We start from the raw sequence: 15926 nt of genomic DNA on the forward strand, positions 1-15926 counted from the left end.
GCCCTTCCTCGTTGGGCGCTTGGCCAGTCGTTACCCCGCTCTTCACTCCGTACGCAGCCCGCGCCCCAGGCTCAGCGGTACCGGAGAAACCAAACCCGGACGAAACCTCGATACGCCGGGGCCCTGGCTGTTCATGTTGCGTATTGTGACGAAGCACATACGGCGATGAAGGGGAAATAGGGTTTCCTGCATGGGAGGAGACTTCACAAGAAGCTCCAGGCTCGCTCCTCCTTCGGGCTGTGACGCCGCAGCTTCCGAGCTCCTCAGGAAGCGTGCAGACGCTCCCTCTGCTGACGATTCCCCACCGGACCGACAGACTGGTGGCAACATCGCAATGGGGTTCGGCGTGGAGCGCGATGATCAACCAGGCTCGCACCGAACTGACCGCGTAAATCTGCCGAATTGGTCTTACGGACCAAGTGCAGTACAAGCGCCGTTCTAGCGCGCAGCCAGGCTCTGGGCGCAGCATCATGACGCATCATTGCCGAGTTCACTCAACAACTTGGCCGCTCTAGGGTCTGCAATTCCTGCCGCTCCTAGATACGCACGCACTGCTGCCTGGAATCGCTCGCGTACCAACCTTAGCTCAGGCACCGCTTCAATATAGGCCCCATCACAAGTGATCATCCGATCCACCACTTCATCAGCGGCACGAACAAGGGCACGAGCAGCGTCCACTACAAGCTGATCAGCCAGAAGAAAAAGTTCACCGACTAAAGCAGGCATTCTATTTAACGTCAAGTCAACGGCTACATCAAGCCCTTCCTCCCACCCCTTTAGCTCAGTAGCCGAGATAAGCTCTGCAACGCCTGCCGGCGGGACATCGTGAAACTCCGTAAAACCTGCCCCATAAAGCTGATCAAACACACGGCGGGACGGGATTTTCGGGCCAAGCGCCAATTCTTCTATCTTAAGGGACGCGGCCACTAGCAACTTAAATACCTGAAATCTCTGCTCAACCCAATAACGCTCTCGCTCGAAATTTCGTCGCTCACGCTCTGCTTGGCGCTGAAATATCTGAGTAAATATAGCCGCCCCAAGCGTCCCACCTATCCCAATAAGTGCGGTGAGAACTTGCGCTACGGAGGCGTCCATACGATCAAGGGTACTTAGCTAACGGGTTGTACGCCCGTCCAAAGGGCAGCCTCCGGCGGGACGCTCCGGCACCCGGTGATCGCCAAAGACCGCGCTCAGCGGCGCGGACCGCAGGTAGCTGAGGAAGGTAGCTGATCATCCGCCCGCCATCGACCCAGGACAAGCCGGGATGCGAGAATAAATGAACATCTCTCACATTAGACGTCTTTTGTCGTTTTCCGTTCCCGAAAGCCCCGATTGATCCACGGCGAGTTCAGGAAGGCTGAAAGATGAAGCAGGCCACGCCCGATCTCTGGGGCGTGGCCGATGGCTAGCGGACGGGGGCTTGGACCGCTGCCCGGCATCGTGGGCGGCGGTCCAGGTTCACTGATGTGGGTTAGCGGTGGGTAATCCACCAAATGGCCAGCTGGATCGGGGCGGCGGCCAGAGCTGCGGCCAGACCGCGTAGGGCGGCCATCAGCGCAATACGGGCCAGGCCGCGGTCGAGTCGTCGGTTGATCATAGATGCTCCTCACGGTGACCCCCGCCTCTCGAGTGGGTGCGGGGTGTTGACCGTGATTGAGCCGGTACGGACGGTTTTCCGGTTCGCCCTTGCTGCCAACTGCTCAGCGGGCAAGCTGGTGACCTCGAAGGGCGTGAACAAAAGGCTTTCCGGCTACGGTACGGATCGGATCTGGATCCGGATTCTCCTGGCCGGGGTGGTGCCGTCGGCAGGGATATGAGTGGGAGCGCGGTGTGAATCAGCAGCAGGACGCTACGGCCCGCTACGCGGCCGCTTTACGCGCCCTTCACCAGGCGGCGGGCAAACCAACCGGCGCCATACTCAAGCGCCAAGCCGCCGCCCAACAACCGGCGCTGAAGCTGTCAGAGACGTCCTGGAGCGACTGGCTCAACGGCAAGAACGTCCCCTCCAACGCCCAACTCGCTCAGTGGGTGATCACCTACCTGGCCGCGCGCACCCGCACCACCGCACCCGACTACGTTCCAACCCCTCCGGCTGCGTGGGAGGCTCTGCGCCAACAAGCGCTGACCGAACGCCGCCGGGGAACAGGTGCAGGCGGCCGCCCCCACGCCCTCCGCCCCGCGCGGCCCACACCGCTCACCGACGACGCGACCCCCGCCTCCCACGGCTTAGAGGGACTGATACACGTTCATCAGGGGCTGCCTCGTCACATGGGCGTGCATAAACCCATCGACGTGCCTGGCGCAACCACCGACCTGCCCGCCTATATCTCTCGTGACATCGACATCGGCCCCCGTAGTGTCCGCACCCTGATCCGTGCTGCCGCCGACAGCGGGCAGGGCGGGATGGTGCTACTGGTCGGCGGCTCCTCGGCGGGCAAGACCCGCTGTGCATATGAGGCCATCACCGCCGAAGTGCCGGACTGGTGGCTGCTTCACCCCGACAGCGCTGACCACATTGCCAAGGCCGCAGCCGCGCGTCCGGCGCGGCTGGTGGTATGGCTGGATGAACTCCAGCGCTATCTACCTGCCTTGACCGCAGCGACCGCCCGCCGCCTCATGTCAAGCGGCGCGGTACTGGTAGGCACGTTGTGGCCGGACCGCTACACCGCCTACACCACCAGGCCAGCCGGTGGCCAGCCCGATCCCTACGCTCTTGAACGTGAACTGGTCGGCTTGGCCGAGGTAATCGACGTCGCAGACAACTTCACTTCTGCCGAGCGCGCCCGTGCCCAAAAAATCGCCGAATCCGGCGATGCACGCATCACCTTGGCCTTAAAGTCCACCGATTACGGGTTGACCCAGGTCATCGCCGCTGCCCCACAACTGATCCAGCGATGGAGAAATGCCGCCGCCGCCGAAGCCGGCCCCTATGCCGCAGCAGTTCTGAACGCAGCAATCGACGCCACCCGCTTGGGCGTCCGCTCACCGTTGACCACCGACCTACTGCGCGCGGCCGCGCCTGGCTACTGCACCCTGCGCCAGCGCGCGACAGCACCATCGAACTGGTTTGAGGTCGCACTGGCGTATGCCACCACCACTCTCAATGGCGCGGCCTCCGCCTTGGCCCCCACCGCGCCGCCTGGCCCCATCGATCAGATGGGACAGATCCACGGCTACCTAGTTGCCGACTACCTTCAGCAGCAGGCTGGCGCCGAGCGCCGCTGGGCTATCGCGCCAGGGTCGCTGTGGCGGGCGCTGACCACCCATCTCACCGACGCTGACGATCAGCGGCTCGCCGCAGATGCGGCGATGAGTCGGTTGTTGTACTGCTTTGCCGAGCCACTATTTGCGGCGGCCGCCGACTCCGGCCGTGAACTGGCTGGCGCAGAGAATATCCTGCACCGTCTATACGCCCAGCAACAGCTGGCCCTTCTGCTGCACAAACAAGTCGACACCGACCGGCTCCAAGCCCGCTCTGACGCAGGCGACCTGCACGCCCGCGAGCAACTGGCCCTTCTGCTGCGCGAACAGGGCGACGCCGACCGGCTGCGAGCCCGCTCTGACGCAGGCGACTTATACGCTCGCGATCAACTAGCAGAGCTGCTACGCGAACAAGGCGACGCCGACCGGCTCCAAGCCCGCTCTGACGCAGGCGACTTATACGCTCGCGATCAACTAGCAGAGCTGCTACGCGAACAAGGCGACCTCGACCGGCTCCAAGCCCTCGCCGACGCCGACGCCAATACCAACGACTGGCACGCCTACGAACAACTGGTCATGCTGCTGCACGAACGCGGCGACCTCGACCGGCTCCAAGCCCTCGCCGACGCCGGCGACCGGTACGCCCTCGACCACCTAGCCGAGCTGCTGAGCGAACGCGATGACCTAAACGGCCTCCAAGCCCTCGCTGACGCCAAAGCCGACGACTGGGTCGTCCGCACTTACTTAGACGCGCTGCTGCACAAACGCAACTACTTTGCCCGGCTGCAAGCCGTAGCTGAGACTAACTCCGACGCTGGCCACCGGGTCTCCAGCCGACAGTTGGCCGAACTGCTTCGTAAACAGGGCGACCTTGACCAGCTGCAAGCCCTCGCAGACGAGAACGCCAACGACTGGATGGTCCGCCACCAACTGGCCGCGCTACTGCGAGAACGCGGGAACCTCGACGATCTCCAAGCCCTCGCCGATGCTGGCGACCGACAGGCCCGCGACCAGCTGGTGGAGCTGCTGTGGGAACGCGGCGACGCTGACGAACTCCGGGTCCGCGCCCTGGCAGGCGACACGTCCGCTGCCCGTCACTTGGTCGATGCTCTTCGGAAAAGTGGCCGGGCGGAGGAGGCAGAGCGCGTGCGGCGGTTCGGGTTACCAGCTCCGGAGTGAAGTCTGTCGATGGCGGAATTTTATAGCTGGTGCCAGCCACCCGCGCAGTCCCGCCACGCAGGCCTATCGGAAGAAGTGGACAACTCGCCATTGTCACGCCCGCACACCGCCGCGAGCGTGACACCGAACATGCATCGGGCTCCCGGCGCCCGCGAGTCCAAACGCGAGCCTTCCCACCAGCCCGACCGCCACCGCTTCCGCCCCTTTCGCTAGGTCGGCAGGTCCGAGGTGCAAAGACACCGCGCCTCTCCTGATCCCTCTGGACAGGGTCCCCACGACCCAAATCTGGCCAAATGCGGTCATTTAAGACCCTGGACCTTAATGTCGGCCGAGGGCTCCATCTGACACCTGCCCAATGGAGAGGCCCGCCTAGATGAGCTGAGCGTTTAGGCTGGTCAGCACCGCATCGTGAGCCGCAGGGGATGCGTGCTTCCTAACCCAATGCCGCCCCACGATTCGCCCTGGGCCGATCGAACGGTTAGCCGCAGTGACCATCCCCCCGGACACCGACCAATTGCGGAGCCAAGACCAGCTTCCACGTACGAGGATTCGCGTACGCAAGGTGGCCAGGTCGTGCCATGCGTCAGGTTCGAGGGCCTCGAATCTGTGACCGATGTTGCCGTTGACGGCTGGGTCAGCGGCCGATCCCGCGGACCAGTGTGGATAGGAATCGAATCGAGTCCTCGACGCGGTGCTTGATCGTGCGAAGGGTGGGGATGTCGAAGCGTCCTGCTGTGCCGTGTGTGCCCTTGTTGAACTGAGAGAACAGGTTCATCACGTCGTTGACGTTGGTCTCTATGAAGTCGCCCAGGGCCTCGTAGCCGACACCGTTCTGATCGAGCAGGTAACCGATCTTCTCGCGCCGCGCAACCGCCTTGCCGTCCGGTCCTCGCTCGCAGCTCGGTTTGGCCTGCAGCACTGCGGCGTCGGGAGCCTTCATGTTGATCAGTTCCACGATGACCTCGCGAGCGCTGGTGCAGAAGTGTCGCGCAGCGTCGGGGTTTCGCGGATTGATCGCGAAGAGGGCGCCCTCCCAGCGGTTGTGCAGGTCTTGTGACAGAGCGGACAGTTCGTCGTTGAGTGACGTTTCCTCGGTCTCCTCCACATCGGCGGCCGTCTCGCCCAGAAGGGCGTTAGCGACATGCGCGCTGTTGGCCGTCTCGGCTTCCGCCAAGTCGGCCAGCTCTTGCCCGCGCTCGTTCCACAGCGCGGACTGCTCGTCGACGTGGGAGTACGCGGTGTGCAGCGCGATGGTGGAGGCCTGCACCGTGACGTAGCGGGTCGTCGAGCGCTGGCGGTTGAGTCGCGCGATCTCGGTGTTGAGCCGCTGTCGATTGGAACGCACGCGCGCGTTGTACGCGCGTACGTCGCGGTTGTAGTCGTCGATGGCCTGCTTCACCTTGCGGTTGTGTGCCGCAGCGTCGCGGTTGTACTTGTCGACGGCCTGCTTCAGCTTACGGTTGGCGTCGCCGACCATGCGCTTGAACTGGGCAGGGGTGACCTTTCGTGGCAATTCAACCTCCGCGAGCAACGATAACGCCAGACGTACGACACAAACGGCGGGTAGCGCCGAGGTCCTTCCTATTTTCTGCGTCGCTCAGGATAGCTCTCCGGGCCGACAGCCCGGCCCCCACTATCGAGCGTGAGCGAACAAATCAGGACCACCTGCGATTCCAGAAGCTCCGATTTGCCCATCTGCGTAGCCAACCGACCAGATCGTGCCTGACATCCCACGACGTACAAATCGTCCTGCACGCCCTAAGCCAATGTCGGTGCCCGTGTCCCCACCCGTTGTCGACGCCGCAGGACGATTGCGTCCTGGGCCTCCTGCACCCCAGTTCGCCCCGTTCCAAACGGACGTACCAAGGTTCGCTTGAGGCGCCTTCGCCACCGGAGCGCCCCGCGATACGCCACCAGGTGTTGGCTGGGATCGGGCGACTTCGGGGTGAGTGGCCGGGTGCGACGATGCCGGTCGCCGGGGTTGCCGCGGTGGCAGCCAAGCGGGTTACGGCGGTGGCCTGTGTCCGGTCTGTCGTCTGCCGAGGCCGGGGCGGGTGGGGCCCTTTCCTGTCTGTACGGGAAGGCCCCTTTCCGTGGCTGCTCAGCTGTGTGATGAGGGCTCTCCCTCGGTTTGGACGGTGCCCCACCTGAATGTGAGGCCCTTCAGGAGTTCCTCGGTCGGCCTGATTCCGGTCAGGTGTTCGATGAGGAGGAACGCCGGTCCTCTGTAGAGGCGGGGAATCGACGGGTAGAGCTTGTCGATCTCGTCGATGACGTCGGCGAGTTCGGCGGGGGGATCCATGACGAAGGCGTCGTCGCCTCCGTAGAGGTATTTGATTTCGCCGTCTTCGCACCAGTAGAAGTCGTCGGTGTCCTCGACGCCGAGCGCGGTGTGGAAGACGAGGCGAGTTCCTTCGGAGAGCCGCGTGAGCAGTTCTTCCTCGATGCCGATCCAGTCGGGGTAGAAGATGATGCTCCAGTCACCTACGGAGGCGACTCCGAGGGGTTCCCCCCGGCGTGGCCAGTTGTCGGGTTCGTCAGGCAGGCGGGCGGGTTCGAAGGCTGCGTAGTGGCCGCCGAGGCGAGCCACGGCCTGTTCGGGAGTGGTGCGGAGGTAGATGAAGCCGTAGCACTCCTCGCCGTATTCGCCGGAGAGCCAGGAGACGTCGATGGGCTGCATGATCATGTCGTCATGGTGACAGCCGCTACCGACAGAAACGTGCCGCCCCGGGAGCGCAATCAACTTATCTCGCGGCCTGTGCTGTACATGCTCGCATTTCCCCCCCGTGGCCTGCTCGTCGAGGCAACGACAGTAGGAGCGCACCGGGGCCGACCGCAGCCATCAGAAGGCGACCGTAACCATCACAGCCGGCAGGTCACAGGCTTACCGCCTTGGAGGAAATCTCGCCCCAAGTGTGTCTCTGCCCAATGCTCGCCCAACCGATCGCTCAAGGCCGACCACGAATGACGTATTCGCTGGTCAGAGACTTGTCGGCGGACGTGTGAGGGTGCGCTTCCTAAACCTGGTGTCGTAGGTTCGATTCCTACCGGGACGGCCAACCTGTGACATCGGTTCTGAGAGCGGCGTCCAGGATATCCCCGAGCTCGCTGCCGTGCTGCGGGGACGAGATGGCCGTAGATCTTGTAAGTGATCTCAATGCTTTGGTGGCCGAGCCAGCGCGACACATCGGTGATCGGGATTCCCGCGGTCAGGGCGGTTGAGGCGAAGCAGTGCCGGAGCGAGTGGGGCGTGAATTCGGCCGGCAACCCCGCCTTGGCGACGGCGCGTGTGAAATCCTCCTGGTAGGTCCGGCGAGTCACCAGGGGCTTGCGTCGTCCCCCGAACAGGTACCCCTGGGCGCCGTCCCGTGATCGGCGAGGTGCTTGTCGATCACCTCCGACACGTACTGCGGTAGCGGTACATCGCGGTATTCGCCTTTTGTGCGGAACTTCAGCGGGCGGAGCCGTGCCTTCGTGTCCACCTGCTCCTGCACCCGCAGTGTCCGGCCATCCGATAGGCGGCAGGCCCTTTTTCACGGTCAGCGCCTCGCCGATCCGAAGCCCGCAGCCGAGCATCAGCCAGACCGTCGCGGCCCAGTCCGCAGGCAGCCCCCAGCGAGCGCCTCCACCGATCAGGATCGGGAAGGATGAACTCCTTCGTGTGCACCACTGCGGGAAGCTCGATGCGGACGCAGGGTGACTCGGCGAGTTTCTTGTCACGGACCGCCTCGTTGAAGATCGCGTTCACCACCAGGTGAGCTAAGTTGATCCGGCTGGCTCCCAGGCCTTTGCGCCGCATGGCCGTCACCAGGTTCTTGATGTCCTGACGGCGGACCAATGCTGAGAGACTTGCCGCCGAATGCGGGAAGAATGTGGATCCGCAGCACCGACTCGTAGGCCTCCACGCTGCTGTCGGCGATCAGGCTGGGAGACATGCCCGCACAGCTGGGTGGTCCGCTACCGGGCCGATGGCGGGCGCACCGGCGGACAGCGGGAGCGGAGCTTCGGTGGTCAGCCGCGACCCCTCCGGCCACGAGCAGGCGGTCACCGTCGATCGGATCGTGTCGGCGACCGGCTACCGCCCGGACCACGCCATCGCCTCGGAACTGCGCCTGGACCTCGACCCGATCCTCGGCTCCACCCGCCAGTTGGCTCCGCTGATCGACCCCAACCAGCACTCCTGTGGCACCGTCCCCGCCCACGGCGTCGACGAACTCGCCCACCCCGAGCCCGGCTACTACGCCGTCGGCGTCAAGAGCTACGGCCGCGCCCCGACCTTCCTGATGGCCACCGGCTACGAGCAGGTCCGCTCGGTGGCCGCCGCGCTGGCAGGCGACTGGGAGGCGGCCCACGACGTGCAGCTCGACCTGCCCGCTACCGGTATCTGCTCCTCCGCGCTCGCCGAGGCCCAGGAGCAACGAGTCTGCCTGGCCACCGTGATCAGCGGCGGCCTGCTGAGCACCCCGCTCGCGCTGACGACCGTGTCCGCCTCGGCTTCGGCCGAGGACGGCTGCTGCGGCTGAGCCGTAAGCACACCAGGAAGGAAGAGCACGAAAGATGTCCGAGGCGAACGCCGCGGCCCAGGAGGTGCTGGACTTGCTCTGCGGCCATAGCTCGCTGGACACCAACCGCTTGGACGAGGATCTGAAAGGCTGCCCCCTCATCGGCAGCTCCGGACGGGCCGTATGAGCGCCGTCTCCGAGACCGCCGCTCCTGTCTCGGGCGGAGGTCTGTCCGGCGGCCGGCGGATCGTCGCCGCGCTGGCCGTCACCCAGACCATCGGCTACGGCGTGCTGTACTACGCCTTCTCGGTCTTCCTCATCCCGATGAGCCGCGACCTGCACGTCGGCAGCGCCCAATCGCGGCCGCCCTGACCATCTCGATCCTCATCGCCGCGCTCTGCGCGCCTCTGGTCGGAAAGCTGCTGGACGCCCGCGGCGGCCGGGGACTGATGACCGCGGGCTCGGTGCTCGGCACGGTCGCCGTGCTCGCCTGGTCCCAGGTCCACGGTGCGCGCTCAGCTCCTCCAGTACGGCGTCCCCCTTCTCCGGTCGCCACCAGAGCGTCCTCCTGACCAGTACCGCTTCGCGCCTGATGTGCAGCGCGCCGCGCTTTACGGAGTGGTAGCGTCGTGGAGAGTTGTCGATCTGTCTGATAAGCGGCCGGAGCCCTTCATGAGCCTGGCAAGTGTCGACCTCAACCTGCTCGTCGCGCTGGACGCGCTGTTGACCGAGCGCAACGTCACGCGGGCGGCCAAGCGAACGTCGGTCGGGCAGCCTGCGATGAGCGCCTCACTGGCGAGACTGCGCAAACATTTCGATGATCCGCTGCTGGTGCGGGAAGGGCGGAGCCTGCAGCGGACGCCGCTCGCCGATACGCTGGTCGGGCCGGTGCGGGAGGCGCTGAGCGCCGCCGAGGCGGTTTTACTTCGCTCGCCCGGCTTCGACCCGGCGAAGGACAAGGCCGCGTTCACGATCATGGCGGCGGATTACGTCACGATAGTGCTCCTGAGCCCACTGCTGGAATCGATCGCCGGTACGGCGCCGCACATTCGAATCTGTATGCGTCCGGTCGATGCCGACTTCGCCGACCAGCTCCGCTCTGGAGCGGTCGACATGGTCATCATCCCGACCAAGCTCGCCGACCGGAAGTTTCCCTTCCCCCACGAGCCGCTGTTCACCGATCGCTACGTGCTGGTGGTCGATCGGAACAACCCTGACGTGCGCGATTCGGTGACACCCGAACAGGCCACCGCACTCCGGTACGTCGCCTTCAGCGGGGGAACCGTCTCACCGATCACCAACGTGGATCTGGAGGCGCTGAATGTGCACATTCCGGTGGAGCTGACGACGGAGAGCTTCGTGGTGCCGCTGCTCCTGCTCACCGGAACCCGGCTGGCCACCATCGCGCCGGAACGTCTGGCTCTCAAACTGGTCAGCATGGCACAGCTGCGGATCGTGGAATATCCGTTGTCGCTGAGCGCCATCCACGAAGCCATGTACTGGAACCCTCGCGACAACGACGACCTCGCGCACCAGTGGCTCCGCCGCCGGCTCATCGACACGGCTCGCAGCATCTGATTTCTCAACGATTCTCCTCCGCCCACGGGAGAATTACCTTCTCAAGCGCGTTCAGACCGTAGAAGAGAACGATGCTGATGACGCCGAGCAGGGCCATGGCGGCGAAGGCCAGCGGGGTGTCCGCGCTCGCGCCCGACTGCACGATGACGAAGCCGAGTCCGGCGTCGGCACCGACGAATTCCGCGATGACCGCGCCGATGACCGCCAACGAGATCGCCGTCTTGAGACCCACCATCACCTGCGGCAACGCGTACGGAAAACGGACTTTGAAAAACACCTGCAGACGGCTGGCGTCGTAGGAGCGGACCAGCTCGGTCAGCTCGGCGGGAGTGGATTTCAGGCCGGTGGCCGTTGAGATCACGATCGGGAAGAAACAGAGCAGGAACACCATGACGATCTTCGGAAACTGCCCGAAGCCCAGCCAGACCACAAGGATCGGCGCGATCGCAATCTTCGGTACGGCATTCACCGCGAGCAGCAGCGGATAAATCATCTTCTCAAGTAACCGCGAACTGGCGATCGACATCGCCGTGGAGATTCCGACGACGACCGCGACCGCAAACCCCTGCACCGTCTCCAGCAGGGTCACCCAGGTCTGCTCCAAGAGGAAGCCGGACTGGCCGACGAAGGCCTCGATCACGTCGTCCGGCGCGGGCACCAGGAACTTCTCGATCGAGAAGACGATCGTGGCCAGCCACCACAGGGCGACCAGGGCGACCAGGGCGATGACGGGGAGGCCCCAGTCCACCAGACGCCGCGTCGCCCTGGAGCCGATCCGCCGCGTCCGCGGCACGGCGGTCATCCGGCGCCCTCCGATGCCATCGGCGCCGGCATCAACAGCTCGTGCAGTTCGGCGCTGACCTCGGCGACTCGGTCCGCGTACGCGTTGCGCCCGAGTGTGCGCGGGCGTGGGATGTCCACGTCGATGATCTTGCGGAGCCGACCGGGCCGGGGGCTGAGCACCGCCACCCGGTCGGCGAGCAGCACCGCCTCCTCGATGGAGTGGGTGACGAAGACGATGGTCATCTCCTGCTCCATCCGGATGCGTTGCAGCTCTATCGACAGCTCCTCCCTGGTCAGCGCGTCGAGCGCGGAGAAGGGCTCGTCCATGAGCAGGACGAGGGGATCCTGGATCAGCGAACGGCACAGGGACGCGCGCTGCTGCATGCCGCCCGACAACTCGTGCGGCAGCCGCTTCTCGAAACCGGCGAGACCGACGAGTTCCAGCAGCTCATGGGCCCGCCGGCGCTTGGCCGCCCGGTCCAGGCGGAGAATCTCCACTGGGAGCAGGACATTGTCCAGCACCGTACGCCACGGCAGTAGGGCCGCACGCTGGAACATGAAGCTGACATCCTGCCGGGGTTTGCCCACCAGCTCACCGGCGACCGTGACCGTTCCCGACGAGGGCCGCAGCAGCCCGGCGACCATCCGCAACATGGTCGACTTGCCGCAGCCCGAGCGGCCCACGAGCGTCACCAGCTCGTTGCGGCGCACCTCAAGGGTGATGTCGTCCAGCGCGTGGACCTCACCCTGACGTCCGGCGAAGACGTGCGAGACGTGCGTGAGCTTGATCATGCCGCCTCGCCTAGCCCTGCGGCGTCAGGGACAGGTCGATGACCTGCTCGGGAGTCATTCCGGCCGGGATCGCACCCGAATCGGTGAGAAGCTTGATGTTCACCTCGACCTTGGCCTTGCTGACCGCGCCGATCGTCTGGCCCTGCGCGGTGACGTAGGGAGCCATCGCCCGTACCTCCGCGGCCGCGACCTCCGCGTTCTGGGTGGGCTGGTACTTCTTGAGGATCTCGCCGGATTCCTCGGGGTTGGCGATGGAGTACTCCAGGCCCTTGAACAGGGCGGCGGCGAACCTCTTGACCACCTCGGGCTTCTCCCTGGCCATGGTGTTCGAGGTCAGCAACGCGTTGCCGTACAGGTCGGGCAGGACCTCGCCGTACGGGAGGACGACGGCCTTCTTCCCCTGTGCGGCCTTCTCGATGAGCCCTCGGCCGACGACGAACTGGCCGATCGCGTCCACCGAGCCGCTCGCCAGCAGCTGCGGCAACGCGGGCGGGGCGCCCGGGACGAACTTGACCTTCGACGCGTCGACGCCGGCGGCCTTGGCGTAAACCGGGAAGGTCACCTGGACGGTGGAACCCGGCTGGTCGCCGATGGTCTTTCCCTCCAGGTCCTTCGGCGTTCTGATCCCGCCCTCCTCCAGCGCGATGATCGCGGCCAACGAGTTCTGGTGCACCATGCCGACGGCGATGACGGGCAGCTTCTCCTTGGCCATCGTGATCAGCGTGCCGGTGAAGTCGCCGATGCCGAAGTCGGCCCGGCCACCGGCCAGCAGCTTCATCGCGTCGACGGTGCCGGTGCCCGGCTTGATGTCGACGTTGAGCCCTGCGTCCTTGAAGTAGCCCTTCTCCAGCGCCACATAGGCGTACGCGTCGCGACCAAAAGTGTTGAACGAGGTCAGATAGCGGACGGTGTCGGCGGCTTGACCTTCGTCGCCGCCTCCTCCGCCGCCGCACGCGGCGACCATGAGCACGACGCCGGCGGCCCCGGCGATGCGGGTGAACCAGGTGGCCTTCATTGTTCCTCCTTGTCGTTCTCTCCCAGGCACTTGAGTTCGACCAGACGGCAGCGGTAGCGGTCCTCGCCACGGTTGGTGAGCATGTGGATCTCGCCGGGATCGCGGTAGACAACTCCCCCGACGGGCTCGTGCACCAGACGCGGGTCACCCCCGTGGATCGAGTCGATGCGGTTGTCCGCCGTCTCCAGGGCGATCACCAGGTAGGGGTTGAGGTGGTGGTGCCACGGCTGCGACCGGCCGGGCTCCAGCTCGATCTCCCAGACCCGCACCTGCTCGTTCTCGAAAACGATCTCCTGGCCGACGGGGCCCAGTTCGACGGGCTGCCCGTCGGGGCCGGGCACGGTCTTGGCGCTGGTCATGCCTTCTCCTCGAACTCCTCGAACTCCTCGAACTCCTCGAAACGGATCGGAGCGCATCCGGTGATGCGCTGATAAACGGCCGCGGCGACGTCCTCATCCGACGTGGAAGTAAAGGGCAGGATCGCGGCCACGTGCGCGTCGGGCCTGAGCAGGACAAGGGTGTCGGTGTCCACGCCGAACCGGCGGCGCACCCGGTCGGCGGGGTCGAACAGGGCTCGCTCACGCAGCCCTGAGTCGTGCGGCGCGTCCCAGCGGGAGACCGCGAAACGCCGCAGTGCGGGGCTGTCCTGAGCGGGCACCCGCGGGCGTCGCCGGGTGTCGGTGAAGTAGAGCGCGACGAAGGACTCGGCGGTGAGATCGTGCAGGTGAACCGGCCCTTCGGGGCCGAAGAGCGGCAGGTCGGGAGCGCGGTCGCCGGTGCGTACCGGCAGCGGGGCCGAACCGGTCCTGACCATCGACCAGTCGCCGGTGCCGTCGACGTCGAGGCGGACCCCGAGCAGACCGCGCGTGAACGCGTTGCCCCAGTTGCCGTCGGTCATCGCCGTGACGGCCTCGCCCTGCCGGCTCATGGCGGCGCGGGCCGCTTCGGCCATCTGGCCTGAACCCTTGATCGCGACTGGGGCCTGCTCCACCTCGTAGCCGGTGAGCAGCGACTCCTCCGCCCAGCCGCGCAGCACCCAGGCGAGCCGCCACGGCAGGTTGCACGCGTCGAGCACGCCGGTGTTGAGGCCGAGCGCCCACATCGGAGTGATCAGGTGCGCGGCGTCGCCCATGAGGAACACCCGGCCCGCACGCCACCGCCCGGCCACGCGGTGGTGGACGGAGTAGAGGTTGGTACCGAGCACCTCGATGCCCTCGACCTCACCGATGAACCGGATGGCCTTGTCGCGCAACTCCTCGTACGTCGGCTCGGCGGCCTCCTTGGGCAGGGGGTAGAGGAAGCGCCAGCAGTGCGGCTGACGGACCAGGACCACCCACTCGGAAGGGTCGGAGAAGTAGGCCAGGTAGGGGTAGTCGCGCGGGTTGGCGATATCCAGATCCACCTTGAGGTCGACCAGCACGTAGCGCTCGTCGAGCGTGTGCCCCTCCACCGTGATACCGAGCCGCTCACGCACCCGCGAGCGGCCGCCGTCGCAGGCCAGTAGATAGCGGGCCTTGACGTGCCGCTCGCCGTCCGGGGTGTCGAACGTCAACTCGACGTGGTCGTCGTGTTGTTCGAAGGTGGTCAGCCGGTGCGCCATGTGCAGGGTCGCCAGCTCACGCGCCACGAGGCGGTCACGCAGGACCGGTTCGAGTTGGTGCTGGGGGATGTTGATGACGAAGGGGAAGCGGGTGTCCTCGGTGAGGTCTCCCGTACGCACGCTCAGCGTGGGTTCGTTGGTGACCCGGTCGATCTCACCGATCTCGTCGATACGCAGCGAGGCGCGCAGCACGTCGGGCAGCACCCCGTACCGGTGCAGCACCTCCAGGGTGCGGGTGAGCACGGTGCCAGCCTTGGTGTCCAGCGAGAGCCGGTCGTCTTCCTCGAAGACGGCCACCGGCACGTCGTACCGGGTCAGTCCGAGGGCGGTGATCAGGCCGACCGGGCCCGCGCCCACCACCGCGACGGAAAGGGTCTCCCCGGTGGCGTCGAACCTGGCTCTCATGCTCCGACGCCTCTCCCGAATGCCCGGCAGTCGCATAACCAGTCGGCCCGCTGCGTCAGACCAATCACCGATTCCCCCAAACTGCTGTAGCGGACGACGCCTCTCTCAGGTGAAGGCGCGTCCGCCGTTGACGAAGAGGTTCTGGCCGGTCACGAAGTCCGAGCCGTGCCCGATCAGGTAGAGCATCGTGCCCACCAGGTCGTGCTGGGTCATCTCGCGTTTGAAGGCCCGCTCGTTGATGATCGCGGCGCCCATGGCGTCGTCCTGCCTGGCGACGTACGAGGCGTCGTGGGGCACGTAGCACGGCGAGATGGTGTTGACCGCGATGCCGTACTGAGCCACCTCGTGGGCGAGGGAGCGGGTGAGACCGACGATCGCCGACTTCGACGCGACGTAGTGCAGGAACATCGGCATCGCGGTCGGCACCACCATCGAGGACGTGTTAATGATCTTCCCGTAGCCCTGTTCGCGCATGACGGGAAAGACGGCCTTGCAGCACAGCCAGGTGCCGAGAACGTTCACGCGGAACGCCTTCTCCCACTCCTCGGCCGTGAGTTCGTCGAACGGCGCCTTCCGGACGGCGGTGAAGTAGGCGGCGTTGTTGATGAGGCCGTCGATGCGGCCCCACCTCTCGGCCACCTGCCCGGCCATCGCCTCGGCCGACTCCGGCGAGGCGACATCGACGTCGACCGCGAGGGCCTCGCCGCCGTTGTCCAAGATCTCGGTGACGGTGTCGGAGGGGTCGGCGATGTCGGCGATGGCCACCCGGTAACCGGCGGCGGCGAGAGCGTGGGAGTAGGTGCGGCCGATGCCCTTGGCACCACCGGTGACGATGACGACTTCACCATTCGGCTTGTTCAATGCGTTCTCC

The 15926-nt window shown here is 65.6% G+C and carries 17 protein-coding genes; 6 read left to right on the forward strand and 11 right to left on the reverse strand.

From position 1 onward, the window contains the following. Window positions 1-468: 468 nt before the first annotated feature. Together KIP79_RS31490 and KIP79_RS48675 are read right to left on the reverse strand one after the other, a co-directional pair. Window positions 469-1095: a hypothetical protein gene (locus KIP79_RS31490; RefSeq protein WP_214108595.1), complete on the reverse strand. Its 627-nt coding sequence runs from the start codon at window positions 1093-1095 to the stop codon at window positions 469-471. Between the two features lie 376 nt (window positions 1096-1471). Continuing rightward, window positions 1472-1597, reverse strand: coding sequence for a hypothetical protein (locus tag KIP79_RS48675; protein WP_256447539.1), 126 nt, complete (start codon window positions 1595-1597; stop codon window positions 1472-1474). 46 nt (window positions 1598-1643) lie between these two features. Between KIP79_RS48675 and KIP79_RS31495 the strand changes: the two genes are divergently transcribed. Further along, complete coding sequence (locus tag KIP79_RS31495) at window positions 1644-1817, forward strand: hypothetical protein (protein ID WP_214108596.1); 174 nt, start codon at window positions 1644-1646, stop codon at window positions 1815-1817. A gap of 13 nt (window positions 1818-1830) precedes the next feature. Next, window positions 1831-4380, forward strand: a complete 2550-nt coding sequence (locus tag KIP79_RS31500) for a hypothetical protein (protein ID WP_214108597.1) — start codon at window positions 1831-1833, stop codon at window positions 4378-4380. 634 nt (window positions 4381-5014) lie between these two features. On the opposite strand, the gene KIP79_RS31505 is transcribed toward KIP79_RS31500, so the two are convergent. From KIP79_RS31505 to KIP79_RS50215, 3 genes are all read right to left on the reverse strand, one after another. Then, window positions 5015-5893 carry a pPIWI-associating nuclease domain-containing protein gene (locus KIP79_RS31505; RefSeq protein ID WP_214108598.1) on the reverse strand — a complete coding sequence of 293 codons (879 nt, stop codon included), beginning with the start codon at window positions 5891-5893 and terminating at the stop codon, window positions 5015-5017. A 588-nt stretch (window positions 5894-6481) separates the two neighbouring features. Then, window positions 6482-7066 carry a DUF6461 domain-containing protein gene (locus tag KIP79_RS31510; RefSeq protein ID WP_214108599.1) on the reverse strand — a complete coding sequence of 195 codons (585 nt, stop codon included), beginning with the start codon at window positions 7064-7066 and terminating at the stop codon, window positions 6482-6484. Window positions 7067-7242: 176 nt separating this feature from the next. Further along, window positions 7243-7956, reverse strand: coding sequence for a tyrosine-type recombinase/integrase (locus tag KIP79_RS50215; protein ID WP_372453725.1), 714 nt, complete (start codon window positions 7954-7956; stop codon window positions 7243-7245). Between the two features lie 431 nt (window positions 7957-8387). Between KIP79_RS50215 and KIP79_RS31520 the strand changes: the two genes are divergently transcribed. The 4 genes from KIP79_RS31520 to KIP79_RS31530 all read left to right on the forward strand — a co-directional run bounded on the left by KIP79_RS31520 (window position 8388) and on the right by KIP79_RS31530 (window position 10460). Then, window positions 8388-8903: a hypothetical protein gene (locus KIP79_RS31520; protein ID WP_372453723.1), complete on the forward strand. Its 516-nt coding sequence runs from the start codon at window positions 8388-8390 to the stop codon at window positions 8901-8903. A gap of 34 nt (window positions 8904-8937) precedes the next feature. Continuing rightward, window positions 8938-9069, forward strand: a complete 132-nt coding sequence (locus KIP79_RS48680) for a hypothetical protein (RefSeq protein WP_256447540.1) — start codon at window positions 8938-8940, stop codon at window positions 9067-9069. Next, a complete protein-coding gene (locus KIP79_RS31525) occupies window positions 9066-9254 on the forward strand; it encodes a hypothetical protein (protein WP_214108601.1) in 189 nt (62 codons plus the stop codon). Before KIP79_RS48680 ends, KIP79_RS31525 begins: the two co-directional genes overlap by 4 nt. A gap of 300 nt (window positions 9255-9554) precedes the next feature. Further along, on the forward strand, window positions 9555-10460 hold the full coding sequence (locus tag KIP79_RS31530) for a LysR substrate-binding domain-containing protein (RefSeq protein ID WP_214108602.1): 906 nt from the start codon (window positions 9555-9557) through the stop codon (window positions 10458-10460). Window positions 10461-10464: 4 nt separating this feature from the next. Here the strand turns inward: KIP79_RS31530 and KIP79_RS31535 are convergent, their stop codons facing one another. The 6 genes from KIP79_RS31535 to KIP79_RS31560 form a co-directional block, all read right to left on the reverse strand. Continuing rightward, complete coding sequence (locus tag KIP79_RS31535) at window positions 10465-11262, reverse strand: ABC transporter permease (RefSeq protein WP_214108603.1); 798 nt, start codon at window positions 11260-11262, stop codon at window positions 10465-10467. After that, the gene (locus tag KIP79_RS31540; RefSeq protein WP_214108604.1) at window positions 11259-12035 is read right to left on the reverse strand and encodes an ABC transporter ATP-binding protein; all 777 of its coding nucleotides are present in this window, start codon (window positions 12033-12035) and stop codon (window positions 11259-11261) included. Before KIP79_RS31540 ends, KIP79_RS31535 begins: the two co-directional genes overlap by 4 nt. A 10-nt stretch (window positions 12036-12045) precedes the next feature. After that, window positions 12046-13050, reverse strand: coding sequence for an ABC transporter substrate-binding protein (locus KIP79_RS31545; protein ID WP_214108605.1), 1005 nt, complete (start codon window positions 13048-13050; stop codon window positions 12046-12048). Beyond that, window positions 13047-13409: a cupin domain-containing protein gene (locus KIP79_RS31550; protein ID WP_214108606.1), complete on the reverse strand. Its 363-nt coding sequence runs from the start codon at window positions 13407-13409 to the stop codon at window positions 13047-13049. Before KIP79_RS31550 ends, KIP79_RS31545 begins: the two co-directional genes overlap by 4 nt. After that, window positions 13406-15055 (reverse strand): FAD-dependent monooxygenase, encoded by a 1650-nt coding sequence (locus KIP79_RS31555; protein ID WP_214108607.1) that lies wholly within the window; start codon window positions 15053-15055, stop codon window positions 13406-13408. Before KIP79_RS31555 ends, KIP79_RS31550 begins: the two co-directional genes overlap by 4 nt. 105 nt (window positions 15056-15160) lie before the next feature. Next, complete coding sequence (locus tag KIP79_RS31560) at window positions 15161-15916, reverse strand: SDR family NAD(P)-dependent oxidoreductase (protein ID WP_214108608.1); 756 nt, start codon at window positions 15914-15916, stop codon at window positions 15161-15163. Window positions 15917-15926 lie beyond the last annotated feature (10 nt).

It is taken from the genome of Acrocarpospora catenulata (assembly GCF_018476525.1).
GTDB classification, from domain to species: Bacteria; Actinomycetota; Actinomycetes; order Streptosporangiales; family Streptosporangiaceae; genus Acrocarpospora; species Acrocarpospora catenulata.